22 protein-coding genes and 2 pseudogenes are annotated in these 23851 nt (G+C 66.6%); 8 read left to right on the top strand and 16 right to left on the bottom strand.

Going from position 1 to position 23851, the window contains the following annotated elements; translation table 11 throughout:
* Positions 1-34: 34 nt before the first annotated feature.
* Complete coding sequence (locus PQV96_RS02730) at positions 35-847, bottom strand: IclR family transcriptional regulator (RefSeq protein ID WP_242638044.1); 813 nt, start codon at positions 845-847, stop codon at positions 35-37.
* 85 nt (positions 848-932) lie between these two features.
* On the opposite strand from PQV96_RS02730, the gene PQV96_RS02725 reads away from it, so the two are divergent.
* Positions 933-1910: a Bug family tripartite tricarboxylate transporter substrate binding protein gene (locus tag PQV96_RS02725; protein ID WP_207373396.1), complete on the top strand. Its 978-nt coding sequence runs from the start codon at positions 933-935 to the stop codon at positions 1908-1910.
* Positions 1911-1984: 74 nt separating this feature from the next.
* Here the strand turns inward: PQV96_RS02725 and PQV96_RS02720 are convergent, their stop codons facing one another.
* On the bottom strand, positions 1985-2455 hold the full coding sequence (locus tag PQV96_RS02720) for a universal stress protein (protein ID WP_207373395.1): 471 nt from the start codon (positions 2453-2455) through the stop codon (positions 1985-1987).
* A 119-nt stretch (positions 2456-2574) separates the two neighbouring features.
* Here PQV96_RS02720 and tgt point away from each other — a divergent pair, with 119 nt between their 5' ends.
* Both tgt and PQV96_RS02710 read left to right on the top strand, forming a co-directional pair.
* Positions 2575-3747, top strand: coding sequence for a tRNA guanosine(34) transglycosylase Tgt (tgt, locus tag PQV96_RS02715; RefSeq protein WP_067513174.1), 1173 nt, complete (start codon positions 2575-2577; stop codon positions 3745-3747).
* A 154-nt stretch (positions 3748-3901) separates the two neighbouring features.
* The gene (locus tag PQV96_RS02710; protein ID WP_273624480.1) at positions 3902-4795 is read left to right on the top strand and encodes a TIGR01777 family oxidoreductase; all 894 of its coding nucleotides are present in this window, start codon (positions 3902-3904) and stop codon (positions 4793-4795) included.
* A 299-nt stretch (positions 4796-5094) separates the two neighbouring features.
* Here the strand turns inward: PQV96_RS02710 and PQV96_RS02705 are convergent, their stop codons facing one another.
* The 5 genes from PQV96_RS02705 to PQV96_RS02685 all read right to left on the bottom strand — a co-directional run bounded on the left by PQV96_RS02705 (position 5095) and on the right by PQV96_RS02685 (position 8762).
* Positions 5095-5547, bottom strand: coding sequence for a hypothetical protein (locus PQV96_RS02705; RefSeq protein WP_273624479.1), 453 nt, complete (start codon positions 5545-5547; stop codon positions 5095-5097).
* Positions 5548-5691: 144 nt separating this feature from the next.
* Complete coding sequence (locus PQV96_RS02700; protein ID WP_273624478.1) at positions 5692-6747, bottom strand: serine endopeptidase; 1056 nt, start codon at positions 6745-6747, stop codon at positions 5692-5694.
* Positions 6748-6827: 80 nt separating this feature from the next.
* The gene (locus PQV96_RS02695; RefSeq protein WP_242638050.1) at positions 6828-7634 is read right to left on the bottom strand and encodes a DUF2145 domain-containing protein; all 807 of its coding nucleotides are present in this window, start codon (positions 7632-7634) and stop codon (positions 6828-6830) included.
* A gap of 131 nt (positions 7635-7765) precedes the next feature.
* Positions 7766-8230 carry a hypothetical protein gene (locus PQV96_RS02690; RefSeq protein ID WP_156445073.1) on the bottom strand — a complete coding sequence of 155 codons (465 nt, stop codon included), beginning with the start codon at positions 8228-8230 and terminating at the stop codon, positions 7766-7768.
* A gap of 52 nt (positions 8231-8282) precedes the next feature.
* Entirely contained in the window at positions 8283-8762 is a 480-nt protein-coding gene (locus PQV96_RS02685; protein ID WP_207373391.1) for a YiaA/YiaB family inner membrane protein, read from the bottom strand.
* Positions 8763-9048: 286 nt separating this feature from the next.
* On the opposite strand from PQV96_RS02685, the gene PQV96_RS02680 reads away from it, so the two are divergent.
* Together PQV96_RS02680 and PQV96_RS02675 are read left to right on the top strand one after the other, a co-directional pair.
* Positions 9049-10230, top strand: a complete 1182-nt coding sequence (locus PQV96_RS02680; protein WP_273624476.1) for a saccharopine dehydrogenase family protein — start codon at positions 9049-9051, stop codon at positions 10228-10230.
* A 103-nt stretch (positions 10231-10333) separates the two neighbouring features.
* Positions 10334-11236 carry an EamA family transporter gene (locus PQV96_RS02675; RefSeq protein WP_420482200.1) on the top strand — a complete coding sequence of 301 codons (903 nt, stop codon included), beginning with the start codon at positions 10334-10336 and terminating at the stop codon, positions 11234-11236.
* Positions 11237-11248: 12 nt separating this feature from the next.
* Here PQV96_RS02675 and PQV96_RS02670 read toward each other — a convergent pair.
* Positions 11249-11753 (bottom strand): annotated as a pseudogene (locus tag PQV96_RS02670) (Lrp/AsnC family transcriptional regulator).
* 45 nt (positions 11754-11798) lie between these two features.
* On the opposite strand from PQV96_RS02670, the pseudogene PQV96_RS02665 reads away from it, so the two are divergent.
* A pseudogene (locus tag PQV96_RS02665) lies at positions 11799-12616 on the top strand (1-aminocyclopropane-1-carboxylate deaminase).
* 100 nt (positions 12617-12716) lie between these two features.
* Here PQV96_RS02665 and PQV96_RS02660 read toward each other — a convergent pair.
* Entirely contained in the window at positions 12717-14669 is a 1953-nt protein-coding gene (locus PQV96_RS02660) for an MFS transporter (protein ID WP_207373388.1), read from the bottom strand.
* A 48-nt stretch (positions 14670-14717) separates the two neighbouring features.
* Positions 14718-15566 (bottom strand): hypothetical protein, encoded by an 849-nt coding sequence (locus tag PQV96_RS02655; RefSeq protein ID WP_207373387.1) that lies wholly within the window; start codon positions 15564-15566, stop codon positions 14718-14720.
* Positions 15567-15702: 136 nt separating this feature from the next.
* Here PQV96_RS02655 and PQV96_RS02650 point away from each other — a divergent pair, with 136 nt between their 5' ends.
* On the top strand, positions 15703-16443 hold the full coding sequence (locus tag PQV96_RS02650) for a helix-turn-helix domain-containing protein (protein WP_044397820.1): 741 nt from the start codon (positions 15703-15705) through the stop codon (positions 16441-16443).
* Positions 16444-16592: 149 nt separating this feature from the next.
* Here the strand turns inward: PQV96_RS02650 and PQV96_RS02645 are convergent, their stop codons facing one another.
* From PQV96_RS02645 to sorT, 3 genes are all read right to left on the bottom strand, one after another.
* Positions 16593-17396, bottom strand: coding sequence for a 2-keto-4-pentenoate hydratase (locus PQV96_RS02645; RefSeq protein ID WP_207373386.1), 804 nt, complete (start codon positions 17394-17396; stop codon positions 16593-16595).
* A gap of 118 nt (positions 17397-17514) precedes the next feature.
* Complete coding sequence (sorU, locus tag PQV96_RS02640; protein ID WP_420482199.1) at positions 17515-17844, bottom strand: SorU family sulfite dehydrogenase c-type cytochrome subunit; 330 nt, start codon at positions 17842-17844, stop codon at positions 17515-17517.
* Between the two features lie 22 nt (positions 17845-17866).
* Positions 17867-19081, bottom strand: a complete 1215-nt coding sequence (gene sorT / locus PQV96_RS02635) for a SorT family sulfite dehydrogenase catalytic subunit (protein ID WP_066690548.1) — start codon at positions 19079-19081, stop codon at positions 17867-17869.
* Positions 19082-19373: 292 nt separating this feature from the next.
* Here sorT and PQV96_RS02630 point away from each other — a divergent pair, with 292 nt between their 5' ends.
* A complete protein-coding gene (locus PQV96_RS02630) occupies positions 19374-20537 on the top strand; it encodes a PhnD/SsuA/transferrin family substrate-binding protein (RefSeq protein WP_207373384.1) in 1164 nt (387 codons plus the stop codon).
* A gap of 37 nt (positions 20538-20574) precedes the next feature.
* On the opposite strand, the gene PQV96_RS02625 is transcribed toward PQV96_RS02630, so the two are convergent.
* The 3 genes from PQV96_RS02625 to PQV96_RS02615 all read right to left on the bottom strand — a co-directional run bounded on the left by PQV96_RS02625 (position 20575) and on the right by PQV96_RS02615 (position 23672).
* Positions 20575-21891 (bottom strand): FIST signal transduction protein, encoded by a 1317-nt coding sequence (locus PQV96_RS02625; protein WP_273624475.1) that lies wholly within the window; start codon positions 21889-21891, stop codon positions 20575-20577.
* A 107-nt stretch (positions 21892-21998) separates the two neighbouring features.
* The gene (locus PQV96_RS02620; protein WP_273624474.1) at positions 21999-22943 is read right to left on the bottom strand and encodes a PhaM family polyhydroxyalkanoate granule multifunctional regulatory protein; all 945 of its coding nucleotides are present in this window, start codon (positions 22941-22943) and stop codon (positions 21999-22001) included.
* A gap of 198 nt (positions 22944-23141) precedes the next feature.
* Positions 23142-23672 (bottom strand): copper chaperone PCu(A)C, encoded by a 531-nt coding sequence (locus PQV96_RS02615; protein WP_066691326.1) that lies wholly within the window; start codon positions 23670-23672, stop codon positions 23142-23144.
* Positions 23673-23851: the final 179 nt, after the last annotated feature.

Below are 23851 nucleotides of genomic sequence, written 5' to 3'. Positions count from 1 at the left end.
ACCCATCCAGCCCGCCAGCGCGGAGTTCAACCGCTCAGGCAGGCGGTGCGTACCCCATGGCGGCGCTGATGGCGGCCGCTTCTTCCACCACCCGGGGGCAGATGCTTCCGCCAGGGCGGGCGTCAAAGCCGTTGCTGGCACCCAGCGCCGTGAGCACCGCCGCCACATGGCCCCGGGCATCGAACACCGGGGCTGCCACCGCGCTGATGCCTGCCAGCAGCGTGTCGCGCACGATGGCGCAGCCCTGGCCAAGCACCTGCTGGCGCAGCCCCTGCACCGGGTCGCTGCCGCCCACCAGTGAGCGTTGCTCGGGCGTGGCTGCCTCGTACTCGGCCCGGGCCGTGGCCTGCAAGGTTTCATCGTCTGAAAAGGCCAGGAACGCCTGCCCCGACGCAGACCACAGCAGGGGCAGCACCGAGCCGGGGCGGATGTTGACGGTGACCGGCAGCGAGGGCTCTTCCATGCGCATCACTGTGGGGCCCATGTTGCCCATGACAGCGATGAAACAGGTCACCCGCAGCGATTCCCGCAGTCGCAGCAAGGCGCTTTCGCCCATGCGCACCGGGTCGCACTGGCGCAGGGCTGCCAGGCCAATGCGCACCGCCTCGGGCCCCAGGTGGTAGTGCTGCGTGGCGGGGTGCTGCGCCACCAGCCCCTCGGAGGTGAGGCTGGACAGATAGCGGTGCACCTTGGCGGCGTTTTCGCCCGCTTCGGCCGCAATGGCCGTGAGGCTGGCCGCGCCCCCCAGCCGCGCCAGCGCTTTCAGGATGGTCATGCCGGTTTCGGCCGACTGCACGCGTTGGCGGCGCTTGCCGCCGTCTAACGGGAGGGAGGAGGAGTTTTCCATGATCCAGATCACAGGGTTATCACGACTGAATGATTACGCATTGCGTAATATCAATGCAAACAATAAATCCATTCAAGGAGCCAACATGCTGAACCGCCGCTGCGCCACCGGCCTGATCACTGCCATCGCCCTGCTGGGGGGAACCGTGGCCGCCCACGCCCAGAGCTACCCTGCCAAGCCCATTCGCTGGGTAGTGCCCTACCCTGCGGGCGGTGGCTCGGACTTTTTGGCGCGCACCATCGGCCAGCAGCTGTCGCAGCAGATCAGCCAGCCCGTGACGGTGGACAACAAACCCGGCGGCAACACCGCCATTGCAGCGTCAGAAGTGGCCCGCTCGGCGGCAGACGGCTACACGATCTTATCGGCCGACAACGGCACCATGGTCTTCAACACCGCGCTGTACTCCAAACTCACCTACAACCCCGAAAAAGACCTGACCCCCGTCACGCTGATGGGGCGCTTCCCCATGATCCTGGTGGTGGGCCCGAACTCTGACGTCAAGGACGCCAAGGACTTCGTGGCCAAGGCCAAGGCCGCCCCCGGGAAGATCAGCTACGGCTCGGCCGGTGCGGGCAGCCCGCACCACCTGGCCATGGAGCTGCTCAAGGTGCAAGGCGGTCTGCACATGGTGCACATCCCCTACCGCGGCGCGGCCCCCGCCCTCACCGACCTGGCCGGCGGGCAAGTGGCCGCCATGATGGTGGACCTGGCAGCCGGCGCGGGCTTCATCAAGGGCGGCAAGGTGCGCCCGCTGGCGGTGGCCAACCTCACCCGCCTGCCCCAGTTGCCTGACGTGCCCACCTTTGCCGAACTGGGCTTCAAGGGCGTGGAAGCCTCGGCCCAGGTGGGCATCGTTGCCCCTGCCAACACGCCAGCCGACACGGTGGCCGCCCTGCAAAAGCAGGTGGCCACGGCCATCCAGCAGCCAGCCATCCGCCAAAAGCTGATTGATTTCGGCATTGAGCCCGTGGGCAGCACGCCCCAGCAATATGCCGAGCTGATCCGCACCGAAGTGCAGCGCTGGCACCAACTGATTCGCGAGCAGAAGATTTCGCTGGATTGAAAGGGGGCAAGCGCCCCACCATGCAAAAAGGCCGCAACGCGGCCTTTTTTCTTTGGCAGTGCGCTGACTTGCAATCAGTCATCGCCCTCCACGTCACCGTCCACCACCGCATCCTGCAGATGCTTGACGATGGTGACCGGCACCGCACAGGCACGCGCCACCTCTTGCGACACCGAGCCCAGCAGCGCACTGCTGAGCGCCCCATGGCCCTTGGCGCCGATGACCACCATGTCTGCACCATTGCGCTCGGCCATGTCCACCAGCGTGTGGGCGGGGTCGCCCAGGCCAATGTCGGTTTCATAGGCCACACCGGCCGCATCCAGCAAGGCCCGGGCGGGCGCCAGCAGGTGTTCGCCAGCCTCCACGCTGGCTGCAGCGATCAGGTCGGGGTCCCGGCTGGTCACCAGCTCGTACAGCGATGCGGGCTCTTGCACATGGGCCAGCACCACCGTGGCCTGCAGCCCCTGCTGCAGCCATTGCAGCGTGTGCCGCACACCGTCGAGCGACAACTCCGAACCATCCACGGCCACCAGAATCTTGAGCATGTTGTTCTCCTTGCGGGTTACTGACCAGACCAGTGTAGTCACCCCTGCTGGCTGCACCAGCACCTTGCGCAAAGGTCCTCCAAAAACAGGCCCGGGCGGTGTCTGGGACAATCCCGCCCATGCTTCAGTTCGACCTTCTCAAAACCGACCCCTCCAGCCACGCACGGCGCGGCAAGCTCACGCTCAACCACGGCGTGGTGCAGACCCCCATCTTCATGCCCGTGGGCACCTATGGCACCGTCAAGGGCGTGATGCCGCAAAGCCTGCACGACATGGGCGCGCAGATCATTCTGGGCAACACCTTTCACCTGTGGATGCGCCCCGGCCTGGACGTGATGCAGAGCTTTGGCGGCCTGCACGGCTTTGAGAAGTGGGACAAGCCCATCCTCACCGACTCGGGCGGCTTTCAGGTGTGGAGCCTAGGCGCCATGCGCAAGATCACCGAAGAAGGCGTGCACTTTGCCAGCCCCGTCAATGGCGACAAGCTCTTCATGTCGCCCGAGGTGAGCATGCAGATCCAGACCACGCTCAACTCCGACATCGTGATGCAGCTCGACGAGTGCACCCCGTACGAGACCAAGGGGCATCTCACCACCGAGGCCGAGGCGCGCAAGTCCATGGAGATGAGCCTGCGCTGGGCCAAGCGATCCAAGGACGAGTTCGAGCGCCTGGGCAACCCCAATGCCCTCTTCGGCATCGTGCAGGGCGGCATGTACAAAAACCTGCGCCAGGAATCGCTCGAAGCCCTGGTGGCCATGGACTTCCCCGGCTACGCCGTGGGCGGCGTGAGCGTGGGTGAGCCCAAGGACGAGATGCTGGACATCATGGCCCACACGCCCCACCGCCTGCCGGCCCACAAGCCGCGCTACCTGATGGGCGTGGGCACGCCCGAAGACCTGGTGCAGGGCGTGGCCGAAGGCGTGGACATGTTCGACTGCGTGATGCCCACGCGCAACGCACGCAACGGCACCATCTTCACCCGCTACGGCGACCTGAAGATCCGCAACGCCCGCCACAAGGCCGACCACCAGCCGCTCGATACCAGCTGCACCTGCCACGCCTGCGCGGGCAAGGACGGCGTGGCGTGGGACCAGGGCGGGCGCGGCGGCTTCTCGCGTGCCTACCTGCACCACCTGGACCGCTGTGGCGAAATGCTGGGCCCCATGCTCACCACCATCCACAACCTGCACTACTACCTGAACCTGATGCGCGAAGTGCGCGAGGCGCTGGACGCGGGCACCTTCAGCCAGTTCCGCGCCCAGTTCAAGGCCGACCGGGCCCGGGGCGTGTAAGCCCGGCCCCGGACCCCGGGGCCCCCAATCCCCCTGGGCAGCAGTGCCCCGCCCCCGAAACCATAATGCGGCTGCTGGAGTTCACCCACTGGAGCACGCAGCTGTGACTGTTTCGCCTTCTCCCGTTTCGCCCGTTTCTCCCGCCTCCCCCGCCATGCATGTGCTGGTCACCGGCGGCACCGGCTTCATCGGCTCCGCGCTGGTCCAGCAGCTGCTGGCCACCGGCCACAGCGTCACGGTGCTCAGCCGCAAGCCCGCCAGCGCCCAAACCTTGTTTCAGGGCCGCGTGCAGGCCGTGCGCAGCGCCAACGACCTGCCTTCCGATGCCCGCTTTGATGCCATCGTGAACCTGGCAGGCGCCCCCGTGGTGGGCCCGCCGTGGACGGCTGGGCGGCGGCAGGTGCTGCTGGACAGCCGCGTGGGCGTCACCGAATCCTTGCTGGCCTGGCTGCAACGCACCACGCACCGCCCCGCGGTGTGGGTGCAGGCCTCGGCCATCGGCTTTTATGGCGTGCGCCCCCCGCACGAAGTGCTGACCGAAACCAGTGCCGCAGGTGGCGGCTTCATGTCCGAACTGTGCGTGCGCTGGGAAGCGGCTGCAGCCAAGGCCCAGGCGCTGGGCGTGCGCCAGGTGGTGCTGCGCCTGGGCGTGGTGCTGGGCCCCGGCGGCGCATTGCCGCCCCTGCTGCTGCCGATTCGCCTGGGTGTGGGCGGGCGCATGGGCAGCGGCCAGCAGGTGATGAGCTGGATTCACCGCGACGATGTGCTGGCGCTCATCCACGCAGCGCTGCGCGACCCGCAGATGCACGGCATCTACAACGCCACCGCCCCCGAACCCATTGCACAGGCCACCTTTGTAGCCACCGCAGGCAAGCTGCTGCGCCGCCCCGTGTGGCTGCCGGTGCCCGCAACGCCGCTGCGCTGGGCCATGGGCGAAATGGCCCAGTTGTTTGTCGATGGGCAAAACGTGGTGCCTGCGCGGCTGCAGCAGCAGGGCTTTGCCTTCAAGTACCCCACGCTGGAGCAGGCGCTGCGCGATCTGGTGTAGCGCATGGGCCCTGATTTGCTATGCAAAACATAGCTGCTGGCGCTTACCCTGATTGCCTTAGAGGCCATTTTGATTTAAACAGCGCACGCTGCCTTCATGCGGCCTTGCATTCAGCCAGATCATCGGGCGGGCAGCCGCAGACCAGGCGAACCGACGACGCAACACGGCTAAGAGCGGCTAACAAAACTCTTCTGGCGTCGTTGCCGCGTCTTGTCGTACTACGCGTACTGCCTGCGACGCGGCGCCTAGCCAGAACCGCTTCGCTGAGTTTTGTTAGCCGCTCTAAAGGCACACCCGTATCAGAGGGCCCCGAGCACCTGGGCCTGCAGCACGCGGCACTGGCTCGCGGGCGCAGGCAGTTCGGCACTGCGGTGGCTGGCGCCATCGCGCAGCACCACGCGCAGATAGCAGGGCCGGCCGGGCTTGCCCCAGCCCACCAGCACGGTCTGCACCTGGTCTCGCGGCACGCGCACCGGCAGTTGCCACGAGCCGGCGTAGCGCAGCTCCAGCCCCGCCCCATTCACCTGCAAATGCACGAACCGGCCCCAGGTGCTGACATACACCGTGCCCACGGCCAGGCACAGGGCCAGCGCGTACCCCACAGCCACCCAGCGCAAGCGCAGCGGCGTGGCCAAATGGCGGCCCCCTGCGTAGGCCGCGATGGCCATGGCCGACACGGCGATGAGCATGGCGGTCAAGCCTGTGCCGAAGCCTTCCTGCACCTGCGCTGCCGTGGCAAATTCCATGTTCATGGCGAAGGCTCCCGCCGCACACCGCGCAAAAGATTCAACCGATCACTATATTTTTCATAGCTGGCAGCGCTTATCCCCCTTAGGCTTACAGCGCTTTTGACCCTCAAACCGGCCCTGGTTCGCACGGTGTGCACCGTCACCTCGTCAGGCCTCGCTGGCCAGGCGCAGCTTGGCGCTGGTGCCACAGGCGTGGCAAAAGTGGGCAAAAGCGCTCTTGCGGGTGGTGCACTGACCGCACCGGTCAAACAGGCCAATGCCGCAGTGGGGGCAGAAGTCGATGGTTTCGTTCTTCAGGTCCACCGGGCGCTCGCAGCCGGGGCACACGTTCTTGGCCAGACGCGCCAGGGCCACGTCGTAGCTCAGTTCTTCGCGGCGCTGGGCATCGGGCATGGCTTCGGCCAGCTTCTGGCGCTCCAGGTAACGGTTGAGCGCCAGGATGGCATAGCGCCCCACCAGCACCGTGATGCCAATGCCCACCACATAGCGCACATAGCCGCCGTAGCTGGGCAGGTAGGGCACCAGCTCGACGAAGAAGGCAAACAGCGCAAAGAAGATGAAGCCCCACACAAACGGCCAGTAGGTGCTGTGGCGCTTTTTGGCAAACAGCCAGCCTGCGGCCACGAGCAGAGGCAGCGTGAGCGCCAGGCGGTACAGGAACACGCGCAGCTCCAGCTTGCGGAGCTCTTGCTGCAGGCGGGTGTAGCCCTCAGCCTCCAGATCGCTCAGCTGCCTTTGCGTGGCGGCTGCCGTCTGGCGGGCGTCCAGCGCGGCCTGCTGCTGGGCCTCTACGGCGCGCAGGGCCTGGCGTTCGGCCTGTTTGAGCAGGTCGAGCTTGCGCGTGCGCTCCAGCACCTCGGGGTCGTGGTCGGCGCGCTCGGTCACGCGGCGGGTGGCTAGCCAGTTGTTGAAGGTTTCGCGCTCGGCCTGGTTGTCGCTGATGGCCTTGCGGTGCTGCAGTTGCGCCTGTTCCAGCGCAGTCTGCGCGTCCTGCTCGGCGTCGCGCTGGGCGCGGATGGTGTCGCGCAGCGCGCGGGCCTGGGCCTTGTCGAGAAAATCATCGACCTGCAGCGGGCGTTCCACCTTGGGCAGATCGCCCACGATGGTGCCGCCCAGGCCAATCAAAAAGCTGGCGAACACCACCGCCACCAGCCACAGACCACGCCGAAACCACTTCTCTGACAAACGCAAGGCTTTGCTCATGGTTGCTTCTCCCGTTGATAGTTGCTATTTTTTTTATAGCTTACAGCGCTTACCAGACAAGCGCTATAAGCCATTTTTTCTCATTGCTTCTGATACAGCACCGTGAAGGGGGCCGCCGCCAGCTGGGTGCGCTGCATCCAGGCCAGCACCGAATCCACCGTCACGGTCTCGATGCGGTCCGAATAGCGCTTGTCGCTGGGGTGGTCGTCAAACGCGATGTTGGCAGATCCCACGCGCCCGCCTAGCCGGGTCAGCGGACCCAGCCGCAGGGTGGTGGGCTCATAGCCCTTGAACCGCAGCCAGGCCTGGGCCTGCTCGCGGGTGCGGATGGTGGCGGGCTCCATCGCCGCAGCCAGCGTCTCAATCGCCCACTGGTTGGACTGCTGGTACTTCTGCCCCCACACGTAGCTGACCATGCTGTAGTGCGGCGTGTGCAGCGCCTTGGCCCGCACGTTGTCTGCCAGCACGGGCCACAGCTGCGCCTGCACGGCGGCGCTGGGCACGGCCACCACGGCTTCAAAACGCCACAGGTCGTCCAGAAAAAACTCGCCCAGGCCCTGCCGGTACACATGGCCCAGGGCCGTGCCGCAGTCGTTGAGTTTGTGCGTCACGCGCCACGGGCCTTCGGGCGTTTTGTAAGCCCAGCCCAGGTGCGAATAGCGCAGGCCGTACTTGCCCAGGTCTTGCCCGGCACGGCCAAGCAGCACCACCTTGGCGCCGCTGCGCGCGTGCTCGGCGTCCAGCGCTTGCGAGGTCTGCGCCGCCAGCGCCATGCCGCGCTCCACCACCTGGGGCGTGGGCTTTTTCGCCTCGCACGATCGACCCGCGTGGGCGGGGGCCGATACCAACACTGCGGCGACCGCCAGCGTCGCAAACCCGCAGCACATCCAAGGTGCGCGAACCAAGCGAGGGATGCCAAGCAAGGGCCGCCCCGCAGCGAGGGCATCGTCTCCCTTCCCGCGCGCAGCGCGAGAGAAGGGAGAAGCCGCGCAGCGGCTCAGAGGGATGTACTTCATCATCACAGGCGTTCGTTGTGCAGCAAGGCACGACCCAGGGCATTGGGCACAAAGGCCAAGGCCTCGCCCGCTACCGACAGAATCACCCCGGTGCCGATGACACTGCAGGTCACCACCGTGCCCACGGCATGGACGGATGCGCCCACGCCGCGCCCGGCCACCTCCACACTCACCTGCGCGCCGTCTGACGCGCGCTCCAGCAAATAGACGGTGCCGATGGCCGAGCCTTCCACCGCTTTCACCGAAAGAACAGCACCCGTGGCCGACAACGCCACCGGCAGGGCCACGGCAGCACCGGCCACCGCCGAGCCTGCACCCGCCACGCCCACCACCGACGCCACTGGCAACAAAGACAGCGCGGCGGAGGCTTCGCTGTGCGCATGGGCTGGCGCTGCGGCCAGCGAACCCCACACACCGGCGGCCACACACAGGCCTGCTACGGCTTTTTTCAACAATGCAATACGCATGAATGACTCCTTAGCAATCAGAACAAAAAGGGGGGAAGCTGGGCTCAGGCGCTCAATCAGCGCTCTGGGCTGCGGCTTGGGCCGCTTCGCGCCGGCCCTGTAGGCGGGCTTCCATCAGGTCGGCCTCGTAGCGGTCGCGCAGCATCTTGGCCAGCGTGAAGGCCGAAGTGATGAGGTACAGCCAGCTCACACCCAAAAAGGCCTTGTAGGTGACGTTGATCTCCATGCCCACCAGGCCCCAGCCGGTGAGCCCCATGGCCACCGCAAAGCCGCCCCACACCACCAGCTTCCACAGCGGGGTGTCGCCCGCGCCACGCCGGGCGCTCTGGTTGTCACGCACAAACTTGGACAGCATGAACGTGGCCGAAAGGCAGAACACGTAGCCCATCACCATGAACACTTTTTCCAGGTCAGCGCCTGGCAACCAGGCCAGCCCCACGGCGCACAGGAACACCGCGATGCCGAAGGAAATCCAGACCTGCATTTGCCATGCACGGGTGTCGCGAAGAACAACGATGGGAGAAGCAGACATTGCGTTGGTGCCCGCAGGGGGCCTTGGTTGAACACGGACTGCATCGTGCCGCCCGTGGCCCCACATCGCGCCCCCGGAACAGCACAGTTCTCACGCATCAGCCAAAAAGTACCGTTATTCGATACTTTTCAAGCGACAGCGCGGCAAAAACTGGCCTCCACCGCCCCGCACGTATGCGACAGACAACCGCCCTGCCCGCCCAGACAATGCGCCACCCGCCTGCCGGGCCCGCTGCCACCCCTGGCACAACACCGGCAGCCACTGCGCTTTTTGGAGTTTGAACCGCATGAACAAGCCTTTTGATCTGGTCGTCCACGGTGCCACCGGCTTTACCGGCCGCCTGGTCGTTGAATACCTGCTGCAACGCTACCCCGCAGGCAGCGGCCTGCGCTGGGCCATGGGCGGGCGCAATGCCGACAAGCTCGCCGCCGTGCGCGACGAGCTGGGCGCACCGGCCGACACCCCCCTGGTAGTGACCGACACCACCAACCCCGCCAGCCTGCAGGCACTGATGAACGCCACGCGCCTTGTGCTGACCACCGTGGGCCCGTACCAGCTGTATGGCAACGAACTGGTGGCCGCCTGCGCCGCCAGCGGTGTGGACTACGTGGACCTGTGCGGCGAGCCCGCCTGGATGCGCCAGATGATCGACGCGCACGAAGCCACCGCCAAAGCCAGCGGCGCGCGCATCGTGTTCTCGTGCGGGTTTGACTCCATCCCGTTCGACCTGGGCGTGTTCATGCTGCAAAAGGAATTTGCCCAGCGCTTTGGCCATGCTGCCCCCCGCGTGCGCGGCCGGGTGCGCAAGATGAAGGGCACCTTCTCAGGCGGCACTGCCGCCAGCCTCAAGGCCACCATGGCCGCGGCTGCCAGCCAGCCCGGCGTGATGGATCTGCTGAAAAACCCCTTCTCGCTCACGCCCGGGTTTGAAGGCCCGCGCCAGCCCTCGGGCCACAAGCCCATGGTGGACGAAGCCCTTGGCGATGGGGTGTGGGTGGCACCGTTCGTGATGGCGGCCATCAACACGCGCAACGTGCACCGCTCCAACCTGCTGCTCAAGCATGCCTACGGCACCGACTTTGTGTACGACGAAATGCTGGTCACCGGCCCGGGCGAGAAGGGTGAAGCCATCGCCAACGCGGTGGCGGGCGACAAGTCGCTCGGCTCCGACCAAGGCCCCAAGCCCGGCGAAGGCCCCTCGCGTGAGGAGCGCGAGAACGGCTTCTACGACGTGCTGTTCCTCGGCACCGACAACGAAGGCCACAGCCTGCGCGTGGGCGTGAAGGGCGACCGCGACCCAGGCTACGGATCCACCTCCAAGATGATTGCCGAGGCGGCGGTGTGCCTGCTGCAAGACGCTGCCACCACCCCCGGCGGTATCTGGACCACGGCGCCTGCGCTGGGCGACAAGCTGATCGCGCGACTGCAGGCCAACGCCGGGCTGGGCTTCGCCGTCGAATCGTCGTAACGCCCCAGGCTCCGCCGGTTTGTCCGTTTTTGCACCAGGACGGTCCTGAAACGCACGGCTGACCGCCCGGTGATCCAGCAAAATGCAGGGCATGAACACTGCTCTGCGCCCCCGTGACCTGGCCCTTGCCCTGCTTGTCATCGTCGTCTGGGGGCTGAACTTTGCGGTCATCAAAGTCGGTGTGGCCGATGTGCCGCCCATGCTGCTGGGCGCGCTGCGCTACCTCTTGGCGGCGTTTCCAGCACTGCTGTTCGTCAAGCCGCCCAAAGTACCCTTGCGCCTGTACCTGCTGTACGGCATGACGATGGCCGTGGCCCAGTTTGCGCTGCTGTTCACAGCCATCCACATCGGCATGCCTTCGGGCTTGGCATCACTGGTGCTGCAATCGCAGTCGTTCTTCACGCTGCTGCTGGCCGTGGTGCTGCTGCGCGAGCAGTGGCAAGGCAACCAAGTGGCCGGTCTGGCTCTGGCAGGGGTGGGGCTGGTGCTGATTGGCAGCGCGCATGGGGCCTCGATGCCACTGGCCGGCTTCGCGCTCACGGTAGCCGCTGCAGCGATGTGGGGCTGCGGCAACCTGGTGACCCGCGCAGTGGGGCGTTATGGGCCGATGAACCAGTTTGCCTTCATCGTGTGGTCCAGTGTGGTGGCACCGCTGCCGTTCGTGGCGCTGTCGCTGCTGCTCGACGGCCCCGCTACGGTGTGGGCTGCGGTGCAGCACCTGTCGCTGAAATCCATGGCCGCCGTGGCGTACATCGCGTGGATCTCAACGCTGCTAGGTTTTGGGCTTTGGACGTACCTCATGTCGCGCTACCCCGTGAACCGCGTAGCGCCCTTCACCCTGCTGGTGCCCGTGGTGGGTCTGACCACCGGCTGGGTGGCGTTCGGCGAGCAGTTGCTGCCCGTGCATTTTGCTGGCGCAGGGCTCTTGATGGCGGGGCTGGTGGTGAATGTGTTCGGCGGCCCGCTGTGGGCTGCCGTGATGGGCAGGCTGCGCGCAGCCCGGTAAGTCCGGCAGGCTCTAAAGCGCCAGCGGCAGCTCGGTGGTGGAGAGCACGTTGCGCAGCACCATGAACGAGCGCACCTGTCGCACCCCCGGCAGGTAGAGCAACTGCTCTGCGTGCAGGCGGTTGAAGCTCTCGCTGTCGCGGGTGCGGATGAGCATGAAGTAGTCGAACTCGCCCGTGACCACATGGCATTCCATGCAGCCGGAGACCTTGGCTGCGGCCTTCTCAAAGGCGGCGAACGATTCGGGCGTGGAACGGTCCAGCACCACGCCAATCATCACCAGCATGCCAGCCCCCACGGCCTGGGGGTTGAGCAACGCCACCACCCCTTCAATCAGCCCCAGCCGCTTGAGCCGCTCCACGCGCCGCAGGCAGGCAGGCGGGCGGGCTCAAATGCACCTTCTCGGCCAGCGCGACGTTGGACAGAGAGGCATCGCGCTGCAACTGCCGCAGGATGGCTTTGTCGGTGCGGTCCAGCTCGGCAGAGACATCGGCCTGTCTACGATGAAGGCACTGCAAGCCCCCCCCGGCTTGCGCCTCCTCTTCATCGACCGGAACACCGCCATGAACCGGCAGAAATTTGCCCGCCATCCGCTCACCTTCGGCCCCTCTCCCATCACGGCGCTGCCCCGCCTGTCGGCCCACCTCGGCGGCAAGGTGCACCTGTACGCCCAGCGCGAGGACTGCAACTCAGGCCTCGCCTTTGGCGGCAACAAGACGCGCAAGCTCGAATACCTGATCCCCGAAGCCATCGGAGGCGGCTACGACACGCTGGTCTCCATCGGCGGTATCCAGTCCAACCAGACGCGCCAGGTGGCCGCCGTGGCCGCGCACCTGGGTATGAAGTGCGTGCTTGTGCAGGAGAACTGGGTGAACTACTCCGATGCGGTGTACGACCGCGTGGGCAACATCGAGATGAGCCGCATCATGGGCGCCGACGTGCGCCTGGATGCTGCGGGCTTTGACATCGGCATCCGCCCCAGCTGGGAGCAGGCCATCGACGACGTGAAGAAGGCGGGCGGCAAGCCCTTCCCAATTCCCGCCGGTTGTTCTGAGCACCCGTACGGCGGCCTGGGCTTTGTGGGCTTTGCCGAGGAAGTGCGCCAGCAGGAGAAGGAGCTGGGCTTTCAGTTTGACTACATCGTCGTGTGCTCGGTCACGGGCAGCACGCAGGCGGGCATGGTGGTGGGCTTTGCAGCCGATGGCCGCGCGCACGGCAAGAGGGCATGCTCACGGACCCGGTGTACGAAGGCAAGTCCATGCACGGCATGATCGATAGGGTGCGCCGTGGCGAATTCCCTGAAGGCTCTCGCGTGCTGTATGCGCACCTGGGAGGGGTGCCGGCGCTCAACGCCTACAGCTTTCTTTTTCGCAACGGCTGATGACACCAGTGCGGCCGGTGATGCCATGGCGCGCATCACCGGGCTGTCACTGATTTAGCGCGACCTGATCAATGCCCTTGGCTTTGTTGGCCTGGGGCGCTCAGGCTTGCAGCAACTGCGCCACACGCCCGCGCAGCGGCTCGGGCTGCACCTCGCTCGCGGCCACGGGGGCGCCCACATTCAGGCCCACGCGGCTGAACATGCCCCGGCGGAAGGGTCGCACCATGGCCGTACCACGCTCGATGCGGCTGAAGTACGAGCCCCACAGGTTGGTCAGCGCCATGGGCACCACAGGCGCCTGAATGCCATCGGCCTGGGCGCGCTCGATGATCTTCATGATGCCGCCCTTGAAGGGCTGCAGCTCGCCATCCTTGGTAATGCCGCCTTCGGGGAAGATGGCCAGCAGATCGCCCTCGCGCAGCACCTGGGCTGCGCGCTCGAACGCGGCTTCGTAGGTGGCAGGGTCTTCCTTTTGCGGCGCGACCGGAATGGCCTTGGCCAGACGGAACAGCCAGCCCAGCACCGGCACGCGGAAGATGCGGTGGTCCATCAGGAAGTAGATGGGCCGGGGGCTGGCGGCCATGAGCAGCACGGCATCGACAAAGCTCACGTGGTTGCACGCCAGAATGGCCGCGCCGGTGGACGGGATGTGCTCGTCACCCCGCACCTTGAAGCGGTAGATGAAGCGCGACATCACCCAGGCCACAAAGCGCAGCAGGTATTCAGGCACCAGCAGGAAGATGTAGGCCGCCACCACCGCGTTGGCAATGCCGGTGAACAAAAAGACTTGCGGCACGGTGAAGCCCGCGCCCAGCATGGCCCCGGCGATGACCGAGCTGCCGATCATGAACAGCGCGTTCAGGATGTTGTTGGCCGCAATAATGCGGGCGCGGTGCGTGGACTGGCTGCGCATCTGGATGAGTGCATACATGGGCACGCTGTAGAGCCCGGCAAACAGGCTCAGCAGCGCCAGATCCAGCAGCACGCGCCAGTGGTGGGGCTGCGCAAGGAAGGCGGCAGCGCCCATCATCTCGGCAGCGGGCAGGCTGCGGGTGGCGAAGTACAGATCCACCGCAAACACGCTCATGCCGATGGCGCCCAGCGGCACGAGCCCGATTTCGACATGGCGGCGCGACAGCACCTCGCACAGCAGAGAACCCACGCCAATGCCCACCGAGAACACCACCAGCAGCAGCGAGGCCACTTGCTCGTTGCCGTGCAGCACCTCTTTGGCCAAGGCCGGAAACTGCGACAGGAATACGGCACCAAAAAACCACATCCAGCTGATGCCCAGGAGCGAGCGAAACACCACCACATTGCCATGCGCCAGCTTGAGGTTGCGCCAGGTTTCGGTGAAGGGGTTCCAGTTGATGACGAGACCGGGGTCGGTGGCCGGGGCCGACGGAATGAACTGCGCCACCAGCCGCCCGGCCAGCGCCAGGGTGATGCAGCCCACGGCCACGGCGGTGTGGCCAATGCCGGGCAGGGCCACCAGCAGGCCGCCTGCCACCTGGCCCAGCAAAATGGCCACGAAGGTGCCCATCTCGACCATGCCGTTGCCGCCTGTTAGCTCGCGCTCGTTCAGCACCTGGGGCATGTAGGCAAACTTGACCGGGCCAAACAGCGTGGAATGCAGCCCCATGAGGAAGGTGCACAGCAGCAGCACCGGCACGTGGTTGGCCACAAAGCCCCAGGCCGCCAGCGCCATGATGGCGATCTCCAGGTTTTTCACGAAGCGGATCATCCGCGTCTTGTCGTACTTGTCGGTGAGCTGGCCCGAGGTGGCCGAGAACAGCAAAAACGGCAGGATGAACAGCGCGCCAATCACCAGCCCCGCCATGGCGGGCGGCAGCCACGACACGCTGAGCTGGTAGGTCACCATCACGGTGAATGCGAACTTGAACAGGTTGTCGTTGGCGGCACCGGAAAACTGCGTCCAGAAAAACGGGGCAAAGCGGCGCTGGCGCAGCAGGGCAAACTGGTTGGGCTCTTCGTGGGCTGGGGGTGCCAGGGGCGCTGGCTGCGCGGCAGGCTGCCCGTGCTGGGGGGTCATGCAGTTCTCCTCAAGGCTTGTGTGGGATGGTGAGTTGTGCGCGCAGCGTCACTGCCCACGTTGGCCGCCATTCTGCATGGCGCGGCGCGGCAGCGGCACGGCAACGTAACGGCTGTGGTGCAGACGCGCCATGGCAAACAACACAGGCAGGGCAGCGCCAGCGGCCAGCAAGTGCTTGAGGGTGTGGCCCGACACCCACCCGGCCGTGGCTTCGTACACGGAATGGTCGGCCAACTCCATCACCTTGGCGGCGGCATACCAGGCAATCAAGGCCCCCAGCTGCAGCACCAATGCGCCATGGCGGTGGGGCAGGCAGGCCAGGGCCAGCACCACCAGCATGCCGCCAAACTGCACCACGGCCCAAGGCGTCAGGTTACCGGTGCGGGCCCAGGCCAGCACGGCAGCGGGTGCCGCCACCATCAGGCCCAGCGCCGTGGCCAGCCCGGCACGGGGGCTGATGCGTCCCACCACCGCCAGGCCCAGCAGGCCAGCAAAGGCGACGGACATGCCCAGGCGGTCCCACAACAGACCGGCGTCGTCGGGCTGCCAGTGGTACCAGCCGGAGCCCACCGCCGTGAGCACCAGGCCACCAAAGAACAGCGCCGCTGTGGCTCGGGTGGCCGGGCACAGCCGCAACGCGCCCAGGCGGCGCAACCACACCAGCCCCCACGCTCCTGCCACGGCAAAGGGCAGGTTGCTCAGTACATCCAGCGCGCAGGGCAGGCCCTGCAAGCCGCGCTGGTCGGCAAAGTCGTGCTGGTGTGCGCTGGCGGGCAAAAATGGGCCCCACACGGCAAAAGCCAGCAGCGCGACCGCAGCTGCCAGAAGGGCCCATTCGGCCGACTGCAGCGGCAGCCAGCGGCGGGAAGAAGTTTGCAAGGGGTGGACAGCGTTCATGGCGGGGAGCCCTCCTGGGGCGGCAACACAAGGTGGGCGCAGTGTGCAAACGCCGGTGGCTTTTGCACCGAAAAAGTCGCATGCAGGGCTACCCAGGCCACTGCGGGTATCCATAATCGATACCAAGGAGCCCCCCATGAGCACAACCGCCGACCTGGTGATCGCCCTGAAAAAGGAACTGAAGAACGCCCAGATGACCTACGCCGACCTGGCGCAGGCGCTGGGCATGGCCGAGTCCAGCGTCAAGCGCATGCTGGCCAAGGGCGACATGCCGCTGTCGCGCATTGATGCCATCTGCCGCGCGCTGGCGCTGGACTTTGCGGACCTGGCCCGCCGTGTGGCCGACGAGCAGCCACTGCTCAAGGAGCTGACGCAGGAGCAGGAAAAGGCCGTGGTGGCCGACAAAAAACTGCTGCTAATCGCGATCTGCGTGCTGAGCCAGTGGACGCTGGAACAGGTGGTGGCCACCTACCGGCTGACCGAGGCCGAGGGCATCAAGTACCTGGCGCAGCTGGACCGCATCGGCATCATCGAGCTGCGGCCGCTGAACCGCTACCGGCTCAAGCTGGCCAAGACCTTCCGCTGGCGCCCGCACGGGCCGGTGATGCACTACTTTCGCGACAACGCGCTGCTGGACTACTTTGCCGGAGGCTTCGACGGCCCCGGTGAAGGCGTGCTGCTGGTGCACGGCTCCATCAGCCGCGCGCTGGCCCCGGCTTTTCAGGAACGCATGCAGCGCGTGGCGCAAGATTTTGCGCAGCAGCACCTGGCCGACCAGAAGCTGCCTTTGCAGGAGCGCGAGGGCTACACCGTGCTGCTGGCCATGCGCAGCTGGGAATTCGAGGCCTTTGCCAGCATGCGCCGCACGGGGGCGTAGGGGCCGGCTGAAACGGAGCGGCTGCGCTGGTGGCACACCAGCGGGTTGATTGCTATGCTTTCAATAGCTGCTACCGCTTACCCATCAAGCGCCAGAGGCCAAATTGGCTTCAAACCACAAGGCGCCTGTGGCAGGCGCTGTGGCACGCCTCAAACGCACTGCAGCTCGGCGCAGCCAATGCTGCCGAGCTTGGCCATCACCCGGGCGCCGGGCGCCACCAGCACGGTGCCGGTGCAGGAACCGGTGGTGACCCACTGGCCCGCGCGCAGGCCGCCCAGGCTGCGTGCGCCCTCGTTGGCCAGCCAGGTCAGCAGGCGCAGCGGGTCGCCCGCCGGGTTGCCCCAGGCGGGGCGTTGCACGGCCAGGGTGCCATTCACCCACAGGCTGACGGGCACCGACAAGGGCTGCAATGCCGCCACGTCGGTGCGACCGCTGCCCACCACCAGCGCACCGTGGCAGGCCTGGTCTGCCAGGCGGCTCCACTCGCCCTGCACACCCCAGGCGGCATAGCGGGTGTCGCACACCTCGATGGCCGCATGGGCCGCGCGCACGGCGGCCAGCACGTCTGTCTCGGAGTAAGGCTGCTCACGGGGCGGCAAGTCGCAGGCCAGTTCGTAGGCCAGCTCTGCCTCCACGCCAATCACGGCGTTGCCTGCCACCGGCAGGTCTTGCACCTGCCCCTCGGTGCAGACCCAGACGGTGTCTTGCGTCAGCGCCGCGCGCGCAGGCAGCGCCTGCGGGTTGGCCGCGCCCACCTTCCACCCCACCACCCGGCCGCGCGCCTGCACCACGGCGTCTTGCACCGCATAGGCCTGGGCTGCGTCCTGGGGCCGCAATGCGGCGGGAAGATCCAGCGGGCGGGGCAATTGCCCCAAGCGGGCCTGGGTCAGCACGGCAGCGCTGGCCAACGGATCGAACACAGTGGAGGCAGAAGCAACGGTATCAGGGGACATGGGTCAGTCAACAACGATCTGGAAGCAACCAATCAACCGCCGGATGGGCTGGTCTGCAGGCGCATGGTAAGGCCAGGGCACAGGCAGATGGCCCAGCCCCGGCAAGGGGATCACAGCATCAGGGTGCAGCGCCTGTGGAATGCGCCACAAAACGGGCGACGGCCTGCATGTCTTTTTCGGTCATTTTTTCGGCAAACGAGGGCATGGCGCCAATGCCGTTGCGCAGCGCGCTGAGCACGCGGTTGGCATCGGGCTTGATCTCGTCGAGCACGGGCCCAACCTGGCCTTGCGCGCCCGCCGCCTGCAAGGTGTGGCACACGGCGCACGCCGGCTGCAGGGTCAGAAAAAGCTGCTTGCCGCGCGCCAGCTCGGCAGGGTCAGCCGCCCAGCTGGCGTTGGCAAAACCGGCCAGTGCCAGGGCACAGGCCGCTGGCGCCAGCCGCCGCAAAGGGGTGGGTTGCGCGACCAACTCAGGCCACCGACACCGTGACGGCATGGTCGGCCCAGCTGGCGTTGTTGTAGCCGCCCACGTTTTCCTCGCGCTGCTCGGGCTGCACGTTGCCCGCCGTGTCGGTGGCGCGGCTGGCCAGCACATGGGTGCCTGCGCCCAGGCGCACCGGCAGCACAAACTGGCGCCAGGCAAACCGGCCCAGGTCCGGCCCGATGAGCTGTGCGGCCTGCCAGGTCTTGCCGCCGTCTACCGACACTTCCACGCCCTTGATGCCACGCGTGCCGCCAAAAGCCACGCCATGCACCTGCACCATGCCGGGCTTGAGCGGCCCTTGCTCGGGCAGCGGGCCGTTGATCCAGGACTTGACCGTCATCTCCCACACCGAGGGCTGGTCTGGGCTGGCCTTGGCGCCGGGGGGCGTCATGCGGTAGCCGTGCTGCATGATGCGCGCCTGCGATTGCGCTTCGGTAAAGGCCAGGCGCTTGATGTACTTGATGTTGTTCACGCCCTGGTAGCCCGGAACGATGAGCCGCAGCGGGCCGCCATGGGCCAGCGAGAGCGGCTCGCCGTTCATCTCCCACGCCAGGATGGCGTCTTCCATGGCCTTGATGGGCACCGAGCGTTCCACCAGCACCGTGAGCGGGTCCACGCCTTCGGGCAGCTTCTCGCCGCCCGTGCCCGTCACGTAAGCCATGCCACTGGCCACGCCGCCCAGGGCGGCCACCACGTTGCGCACGGGCACGCCGCTCCACACCACGCAGCCGGCGGCACCCACCGTCCAGGGCGTGCCACTGGGCTTGGTGGGGAAGAACCCGCGCCCATTGCCCGAGCACTGCAGCACCGTGGCCACGGTCTCCAGCCCCAGCGTCTTGAGTTCCGCCAGGGTGATCTCACGCGGGTTCTTGACGCCCTCCACCCGCACCACCCAGGCGTTGCGGTCATCCAGGATGGCGGCATCGGGCGCCGGCAGGTTGTTGCGCACATACAGCTGGCTCGACGGCGTGACCACGCTGGTGCCAAACGCTCCGCGTCGGGTCTCCAGGGTGCTGCTGCTGTGCACGATCAGCGCGTTGCCAGCCTTCCAGCCTGCGTAGCCCGGCAGCGGCTTGGGCGCAGCCGCTGCGGTGGCTTGGGCTTGGGCGGCGCCAGTCCAGCTGGCAAGGCCCGCAGCGCTCAGTGCGGCGGCGCTGGCTGCCAGCAGGTGGCGACGTGGCAGGGTGGTGGATGGGGTCATGGGTGCACTCCTGTGAATGAAGGGACGGTACGCCGGGATTCACGTACGGTTTGCCGCTGCGCGCGCGCAAGTGCCTACGCAAAACGACGCCATTCTCGAGGTCATCACGCGCTGCGGCACAGCTCGCCTCGCCGCACTTGTAAGCAACAGAAACAAAGTGCCACTGGTGTTGACAAAGTAGCCGCCTGGCGCATATTTAACACTTATTTAACAAAAACCCACCATGCTCTGCGTGGCCCTGCGCACAGCAGCGCAGCACGCCCCACCAGCAACCACTTCGAAGGGAAAGACCATGCACCCAGGCACCATCCATCGTCTCGTGTGGGGCGCTTTGTGGATCAGCGCACTGGCGGGCGGCATGGCACACGCGCAGCTCACCGCCATCGTCGCGGTGGAGCCGACCGAGAAGAAAGCCGGGAACTCCATCCTGCGCAGTGCGCTGGAGGCGGGCTTGTCCAAAGCCAGCGGCCAGACAGTGACGGTGACCACCACCGAAGACCTGGCCGACGCCATGCGCGCCACGCGCAGCGGGGGTTACGACATCTTCATCGGCCCGCCCCAGGTGGCTGCATCGGCATTGCAGCGGGGCTACGAACTGGTGGGGTGCAGCCAGAAATCTGACCACTATGTGCTGGTGGGACTGCCCCAGATCGAATCGGTGGGCGCCCTCAAGGGCAAGCGCCTGTACCTGCCGCAGCAGGACTCGGTCTACAGCTACATCGGGCGCGGCATGCTGAACGAGGCAGGCCTGTCGTTCAAAGACCTCAAGAGCGTGCGCCACGAAAAATACCCGCAAGCCGGGCTGAGTGCGCTCACCCTGGGCACCACCGACGCGACCGTGGTGCGGGCGGAAGAATGGGCCCAGTGGTCGGCCACGTTCCCCGGTGCGGCCAAGGTGCTGGCCACCTCGCGTCCGGTGCCCGGCGGCTTCAGCGCCGTGGTGCGCAAGGAACTGCCCAGCGAGGTGCGCGGCAAGCTTTCGCAGTGGCTCAGCACCGCATCCAGCGGCACAGGCCTGGCACCCACGGGCCTGCGCCCCGACATGCAGGAATATCAAAAAGTGGCCGAACTCGGGCTTTTCACCCCCACCAGCCTGCCGGGCGTGAAGCGGGTGAGCGCCAAGGATGTGGTGGAACTCCTGGGCCAGGGCGCCGTGGTGGTGGACACCCGCACCGAAAAGGAATACCGCGCCAAGCGCATTCGCGGCGCGGTGTGGGCAGCCTACGGAGAAAAGAGCCTGAAGGACGTGGCCTTCAACCCCGAGCAGGACGACTTCAAGGCCCTGGAAACGCTGGACCGCAGCAAGGCCCTGATCTTCTCTTGCAACGGGGCGGAATGCTGGAAGTCTTACAAGGCCGCGAAGGTCGCTGCCGACAAAGGCTTTCGCAACGTTTACTGGATGCGCGGCGGCCTGCCCGAGTGGGACGCCGAGGGCCTGCCAACCGAAGGGGGCTGAAGCAGGCCGCCAGCTGGTTTAGCTGGGCTCAACAGTCTTACGCATCGGTAAACACCGTGAGCACACCGGTGTAGCCATACAGCTGCTGGTGCGCGATTTCGCCGCCTGCAAAAAAACCGACCAGGGGCACATCGCCCAGGGCGTGCCGCACGATTTGCAGCTCAGCGCTCGGCCCACCAAAGTGCGGCCCACCCCGCCCCGAGCAGCTCACGTAAATAGCGCCCCGAATGGTGCGGCCCTGCGCAGCGCCTGCAGGGCTGGTCATGGCACCTGTGCCGGGCGCCGGGGCGGCTGCGCCTTGCGCCTGGGCACTGCGTTCTGCGGCTGGCGCGGGCTCCATGTCCTGGGGCGAGAGCTCTTCCCGAATTTCGGCGCAGATGCGCATCAGGTCGGCCCGCGCAGCAGTGACGTTGCGCTGGCAAAAAGCCAGGTGCATACCGGGCTGCACATGCTCAGCCAGCGCCACGCCGCGCCGCGCACCATCCAGGCCAATGATGTGCCGCACCCGCGTGTCGGTACCAAAGTGGCCCGTGCGCTGGCGCCCCAGGGGCTGCGCGCCAGCATCCACCAGCCCGGCCAAGGTGGCCCGCACGCGGCGCAGGGCTGGTTGGGGGTCTCCGTCCAGCGTCACCTGCAAGGTATCAAGCAGCACATCCAGCGCAGGTTCATGGTCCAGCTCCAGCACCACGTTGTCGTTGGCTGCCGTGATGGTGTGCAGCGGGCCCACCGGCTGGCAACCCTGCGTAACGCGCGACAGCAGCGGCACCTGCGGCCCAAAGGCCACCCCCGACAAGCCGCCGTCGAACACCCCACTGGCTGCGCCCTGCCCGGCCATGTTGCCGTTGCCGCCCACGGCAAACTGCACGTTGGCGGTGCGGCTGGCACTGAGGCCACCAAACAGGTAGCCGGTTTCGGTGCGGTCGGCCATTTCCTGCAGCAACTCTGCCAGGTCGGGCGTGTGCCCATCGGCGTGGACCAAGGCGGTCTGGGCGACAAAGCCGCTGGCGGGGTGGCGCGGCAGCGGTGCCACGCCCGAGAACACGCGGTATTGGTCAGCGGGAACGTCCAGCAGCATCACCGACAGGGCTGGCTCATCAAAATACTCGGCGTTGTTGGCAGACACGCCCACCCCCACGGTGCCGCTCCAGTCGGTCACCTCGGGCAGTTCGCTGGCCAGATAGTCGAGCAGTTCGCGCGCGTCACTGGCGTAGTGGTCGGTGATGTACAGCAAGCCCAGCGTGGGCGCCGCGGCATAGGCGGGCAGCGCCATTTGAGCGCGCAGCTGCGCGAGAACCAGCGCCGCCGCCATGCGCCACTGGGGATGGGTGGCATGGCCAGTAGGAAAAAGAGTCATAGTCCGGCCACTTTAGCGCGCTGGGGCAAAGCTGGCAGACCCCGGCCCGCTTGCCCACGCAGAAATCCGGCCATCGCACCACCTGCGGTGGGTGTGCCCACTCCACCTCACCGCTGGCGCGATGACTTGGCGGGAGCCTTTTTGGCAGGCGCCTTCTTGGCTGCAGTTTTGCGGGCTGCGGGCGCTTTGGCGGAAGCGCGGCTCGACTTGCCCGCCGGTGCAGGCGCCGCGCGCTGGCTGCCAGCAGATTTGGCGGGGGCAGGTTTGGGTGCCGCAGCGGAACGAGACGGCGCCTTGCGTGGGGCCGCGGCAGGTTTGGCGGCCTGCGCGGCGCGGGCCACTTCCTGCAGGCTTTGCACACCCTGGGCCGCCAGGTGGCTGGCCATGTCGGTGGCCTTCTTCAACGCATCTTTGGCCAGGTGCTGCGTGGCGCCCAGGGGGTTGCCGTGGTGGTTGGCGTCTTTCAATGCGTTGGCGGCAATCTCCTGGAACTGGGTGGTCAGCGCGCCCCACCAGTGCAGTGGGTCCACCACGCCAGGGCTGCGAGGGGCTTCTGCCTTGGGGGCATCGGCAGCGGCCTCGGGTGCCGGGGCGGGGCTGGGTGCAGGAGCTGGCGCAGGGGCTGGAGCCGGTGCCGGAGGAGTCGGCGCGGGGGCAGCCGCCTGCGGTGTGGCAGGCCGTGCGGCACTGCTGAAAGCATCGGCCGCTTTTTGCATGCCCTGCATCACCGCGTCACTGCCCTGGAACTTGAAGGCATTGGCCACGTCGCCCATGCTCACGTTCATGCCCTTGAGGGTCGCCAGGGTCATCTTTTGCACTTCCAGGGCCTGGATGGTGGCGGCCAGTGCGCGGGAGTTTTGCTCCAGCCAGAACTGCACGGCCTTGAGTTCATCAATGCGCTTTTCCAGCTCTTCCACACTGAGGGTGGGCGCCACCCAGTGCGAGAGTTGCGGCATTTGCGGAATGCCACTGGCAGCCCCCTTGGCCAGGCTTTGCAGAAAATCAAAGCCGGGGACGAATTTGCCAAAACTGAAGTGGGATGTGTCGCTCATGGCCGCCTTGCAGGAAAAGAAGGAAGTGGGAGTCCCGCCAGGGAGCCCTTCAGCGCCGCACGCATGTCGGCCCGAATGCTCCTGAGCAGGTCGCAAGGCAGCTTACTCCAACCCGCGGCCGCTGGCGATGGGGGTGCCCCGCAGCGCGCCGCCACAGCGGCGGTGCGGGGTTGCATCACCCGAGGCCCCAGGGTGACTTCAGTGCTTGGCAGCGCCGTGGCCATGCCCGTGGCCCGCAGCACCGGCTGCGGGCATGGCAGGCGTGCCAGGGGCCGAAGTGGCCACGGGCAGGGTCAGCTCCTGGGTGCTTTCCACGCCCTTGGCGTCCTTGAAGGTCAGCTTCACGGGCACGGTGGTGTCCTTGGCCAGTGGGGCCTTCAGGTCCAGCAGCATGATGTGGTAGCCACCGGGCTTGAGTTCCACCGTCTTGCCGGCGGGCAGATCGAGGAAGGGCATGGCGCGCATCTTCATCACGTCGCCTTCCATCTTCATCTCGTGCACTTCCGTCACGCCAGCGGCGGGCGACGAGGCACCGACCAGTTTCGCGCCTTCAGGCGCAGTGATCTTCATGAACGCACCAGTGCCCTTTTGGCCCTGCACGGTGGCGCGCGCCCAGGCGCCTTCCACCTTCACGTTGGCGGTTTGCGCCCAGACGCCACCACTCAGGGCGCAGGTCAGGGCAAAGGCCGCAGTCAGGTGGCGGGCCAGGGGGTTACGAATCAAAGACATGGAATCACTCCTAAAAAAACAAATAAAAGCCGGATGGAGAACTACGGGCCAGACTTGCCGCATAGGCTTTGGTCTGTGCCTAACACGCAGGACGAGGAACAGGGGGTGGAGCGCTGGAGCAGCAAAGACAGCGCAGATGCCGGTAACGCCAGGGGCGCGAACCAGCGGGGCCAACCCAG

Origin of the sequence: Acidovorax temperans, from assembly GCF_028596105.1 — a bacterium.
GTDB classification, from domain to species: Bacteria; Pseudomonadota; Gammaproteobacteria; order Burkholderiales; family Burkholderiaceae_C; genus Acidovorax; species Acidovorax temperans.
This window is presented reverse-complemented; position numbering and strand designations above follow the sequence as displayed.

Coding starts and splice junctions, on each gene's coding strand:
- PQV96_RS02730 (WP_242638044.1), bottom strand. CDS start 847: ATGGAAAACTCCTCCTCCCTCCCGTTAGACGGCGGCAAGCGCCGCCAA.
- PQV96_RS02725 (WP_207373396.1), top strand. CDS start 933: ATGCTGAACCGCCGCTGCGCCACCGGCCTGATCACTGCCATCGCCCTG.
- PQV96_RS02720 (WP_207373395.1), bottom strand. CDS start 2,455: ATGCTCAAGATTCTGGTGGCCGTGGATGGTTCGGAGTTGTCGCTCGAC.
- tgt (WP_067513174.1), top strand. CDS start 2,575: ATGCTTCAGTTCGACCTTCTCAAAACCGACCCCTCCAGCCACGCACGG.
- PQV96_RS02710 (WP_273624480.1), top strand. CDS start 3,902: ATGCATGTGCTGGTCACCGGCGGCACCGGCTTCATCGGCTCCGCGCTG.
- PQV96_RS02705 (WP_273624479.1), bottom strand. CDS start 5,547: ATGAACATGGAATTTGCCACGGCAGCGCAGGTGCAGGAAGGCTTCGGC.
- PQV96_RS02700 (WP_273624478.1), bottom strand. CDS start 6,747: ATGAGCAAAGCCTTGCGTTTGTCAGAGAAGTGGTTTCGGCGTGGTCTG.
- PQV96_RS02695 (WP_242638050.1), bottom strand. CDS start 7,634: ATGTGCTGCGGGTTTGCGACGCTGGCGGTCGCCGCAGTGTTGGTATCG.
- PQV96_RS02690 (WP_156445073.1), bottom strand. CDS start 8,230: ATGCGTATTGCATTGTTGAAAAAAGCCGTAGCAGGCCTGTGTGTGGCC.
- PQV96_RS02685 (WP_207373391.1), bottom strand. CDS start 8,762: ATGTCTGCTTCTCCCATCGTTGTTCTTCGCGACACCCGTGCATGGCAA.
- PQV96_RS02680 (WP_273624476.1), top strand. CDS start 9,049: ATGAACAAGCCTTTTGATCTGGTCGTCCACGGTGCCACCGGCTTTACC.
- PQV96_RS02660 (WP_207373388.1), bottom strand. CDS start 14,669: ATGACCCCCCAGCACGGGCAGCCTGCCGCGCAGCCAGCGCCCCTGGCA.
- PQV96_RS02655 (WP_207373387.1), bottom strand. CDS start 15,566: ATGAACGCTGTCCACCCCTTGCAAACTTCTTCCCGCCGCTGGCTGCCG.
- PQV96_RS02650 (WP_044397820.1), top strand. CDS start 15,703: ATGAGCACAACCGCCGACCTGGTGATCGCCCTGAAAAAGGAACTGAAG.
- PQV96_RS02645 (WP_207373386.1), bottom strand. CDS start 17,396: ATGTCCCCTGATACCGTTGCTTCTGCCTCCACTGTGTTCGATCCGTTG.
- sorT (WP_066690548.1), bottom strand. CDS start 19,081: ATGACCCCATCCACCACCCTGCCACGTCGCCACCTGCTGGCAGCCAGC.
- PQV96_RS02630 (WP_207373384.1), top strand. CDS start 19,374: ATGCACCCAGGCACCATCCATCGTCTCGTGTGGGGCGCTTTGTGGATC.
- PQV96_RS02625 (WP_273624475.1), bottom strand. CDS start 21,891: ATGACTCTTTTTCCTACTGGCCATGCCACCCATCCCCAGTGGCGCATG.
- PQV96_RS02620 (WP_273624474.1), bottom strand. CDS start 22,943: ATGAGCGACACATCCCACTTCAGTTTTGGCAAATTCGTCCCCGGCTTT.
- PQV96_RS02615 (WP_066691326.1), bottom strand. CDS start 23,672: ATGTCTTTGATTCGTAACCCCCTGGCCCGCCACCTGACTGCGGCCTTT.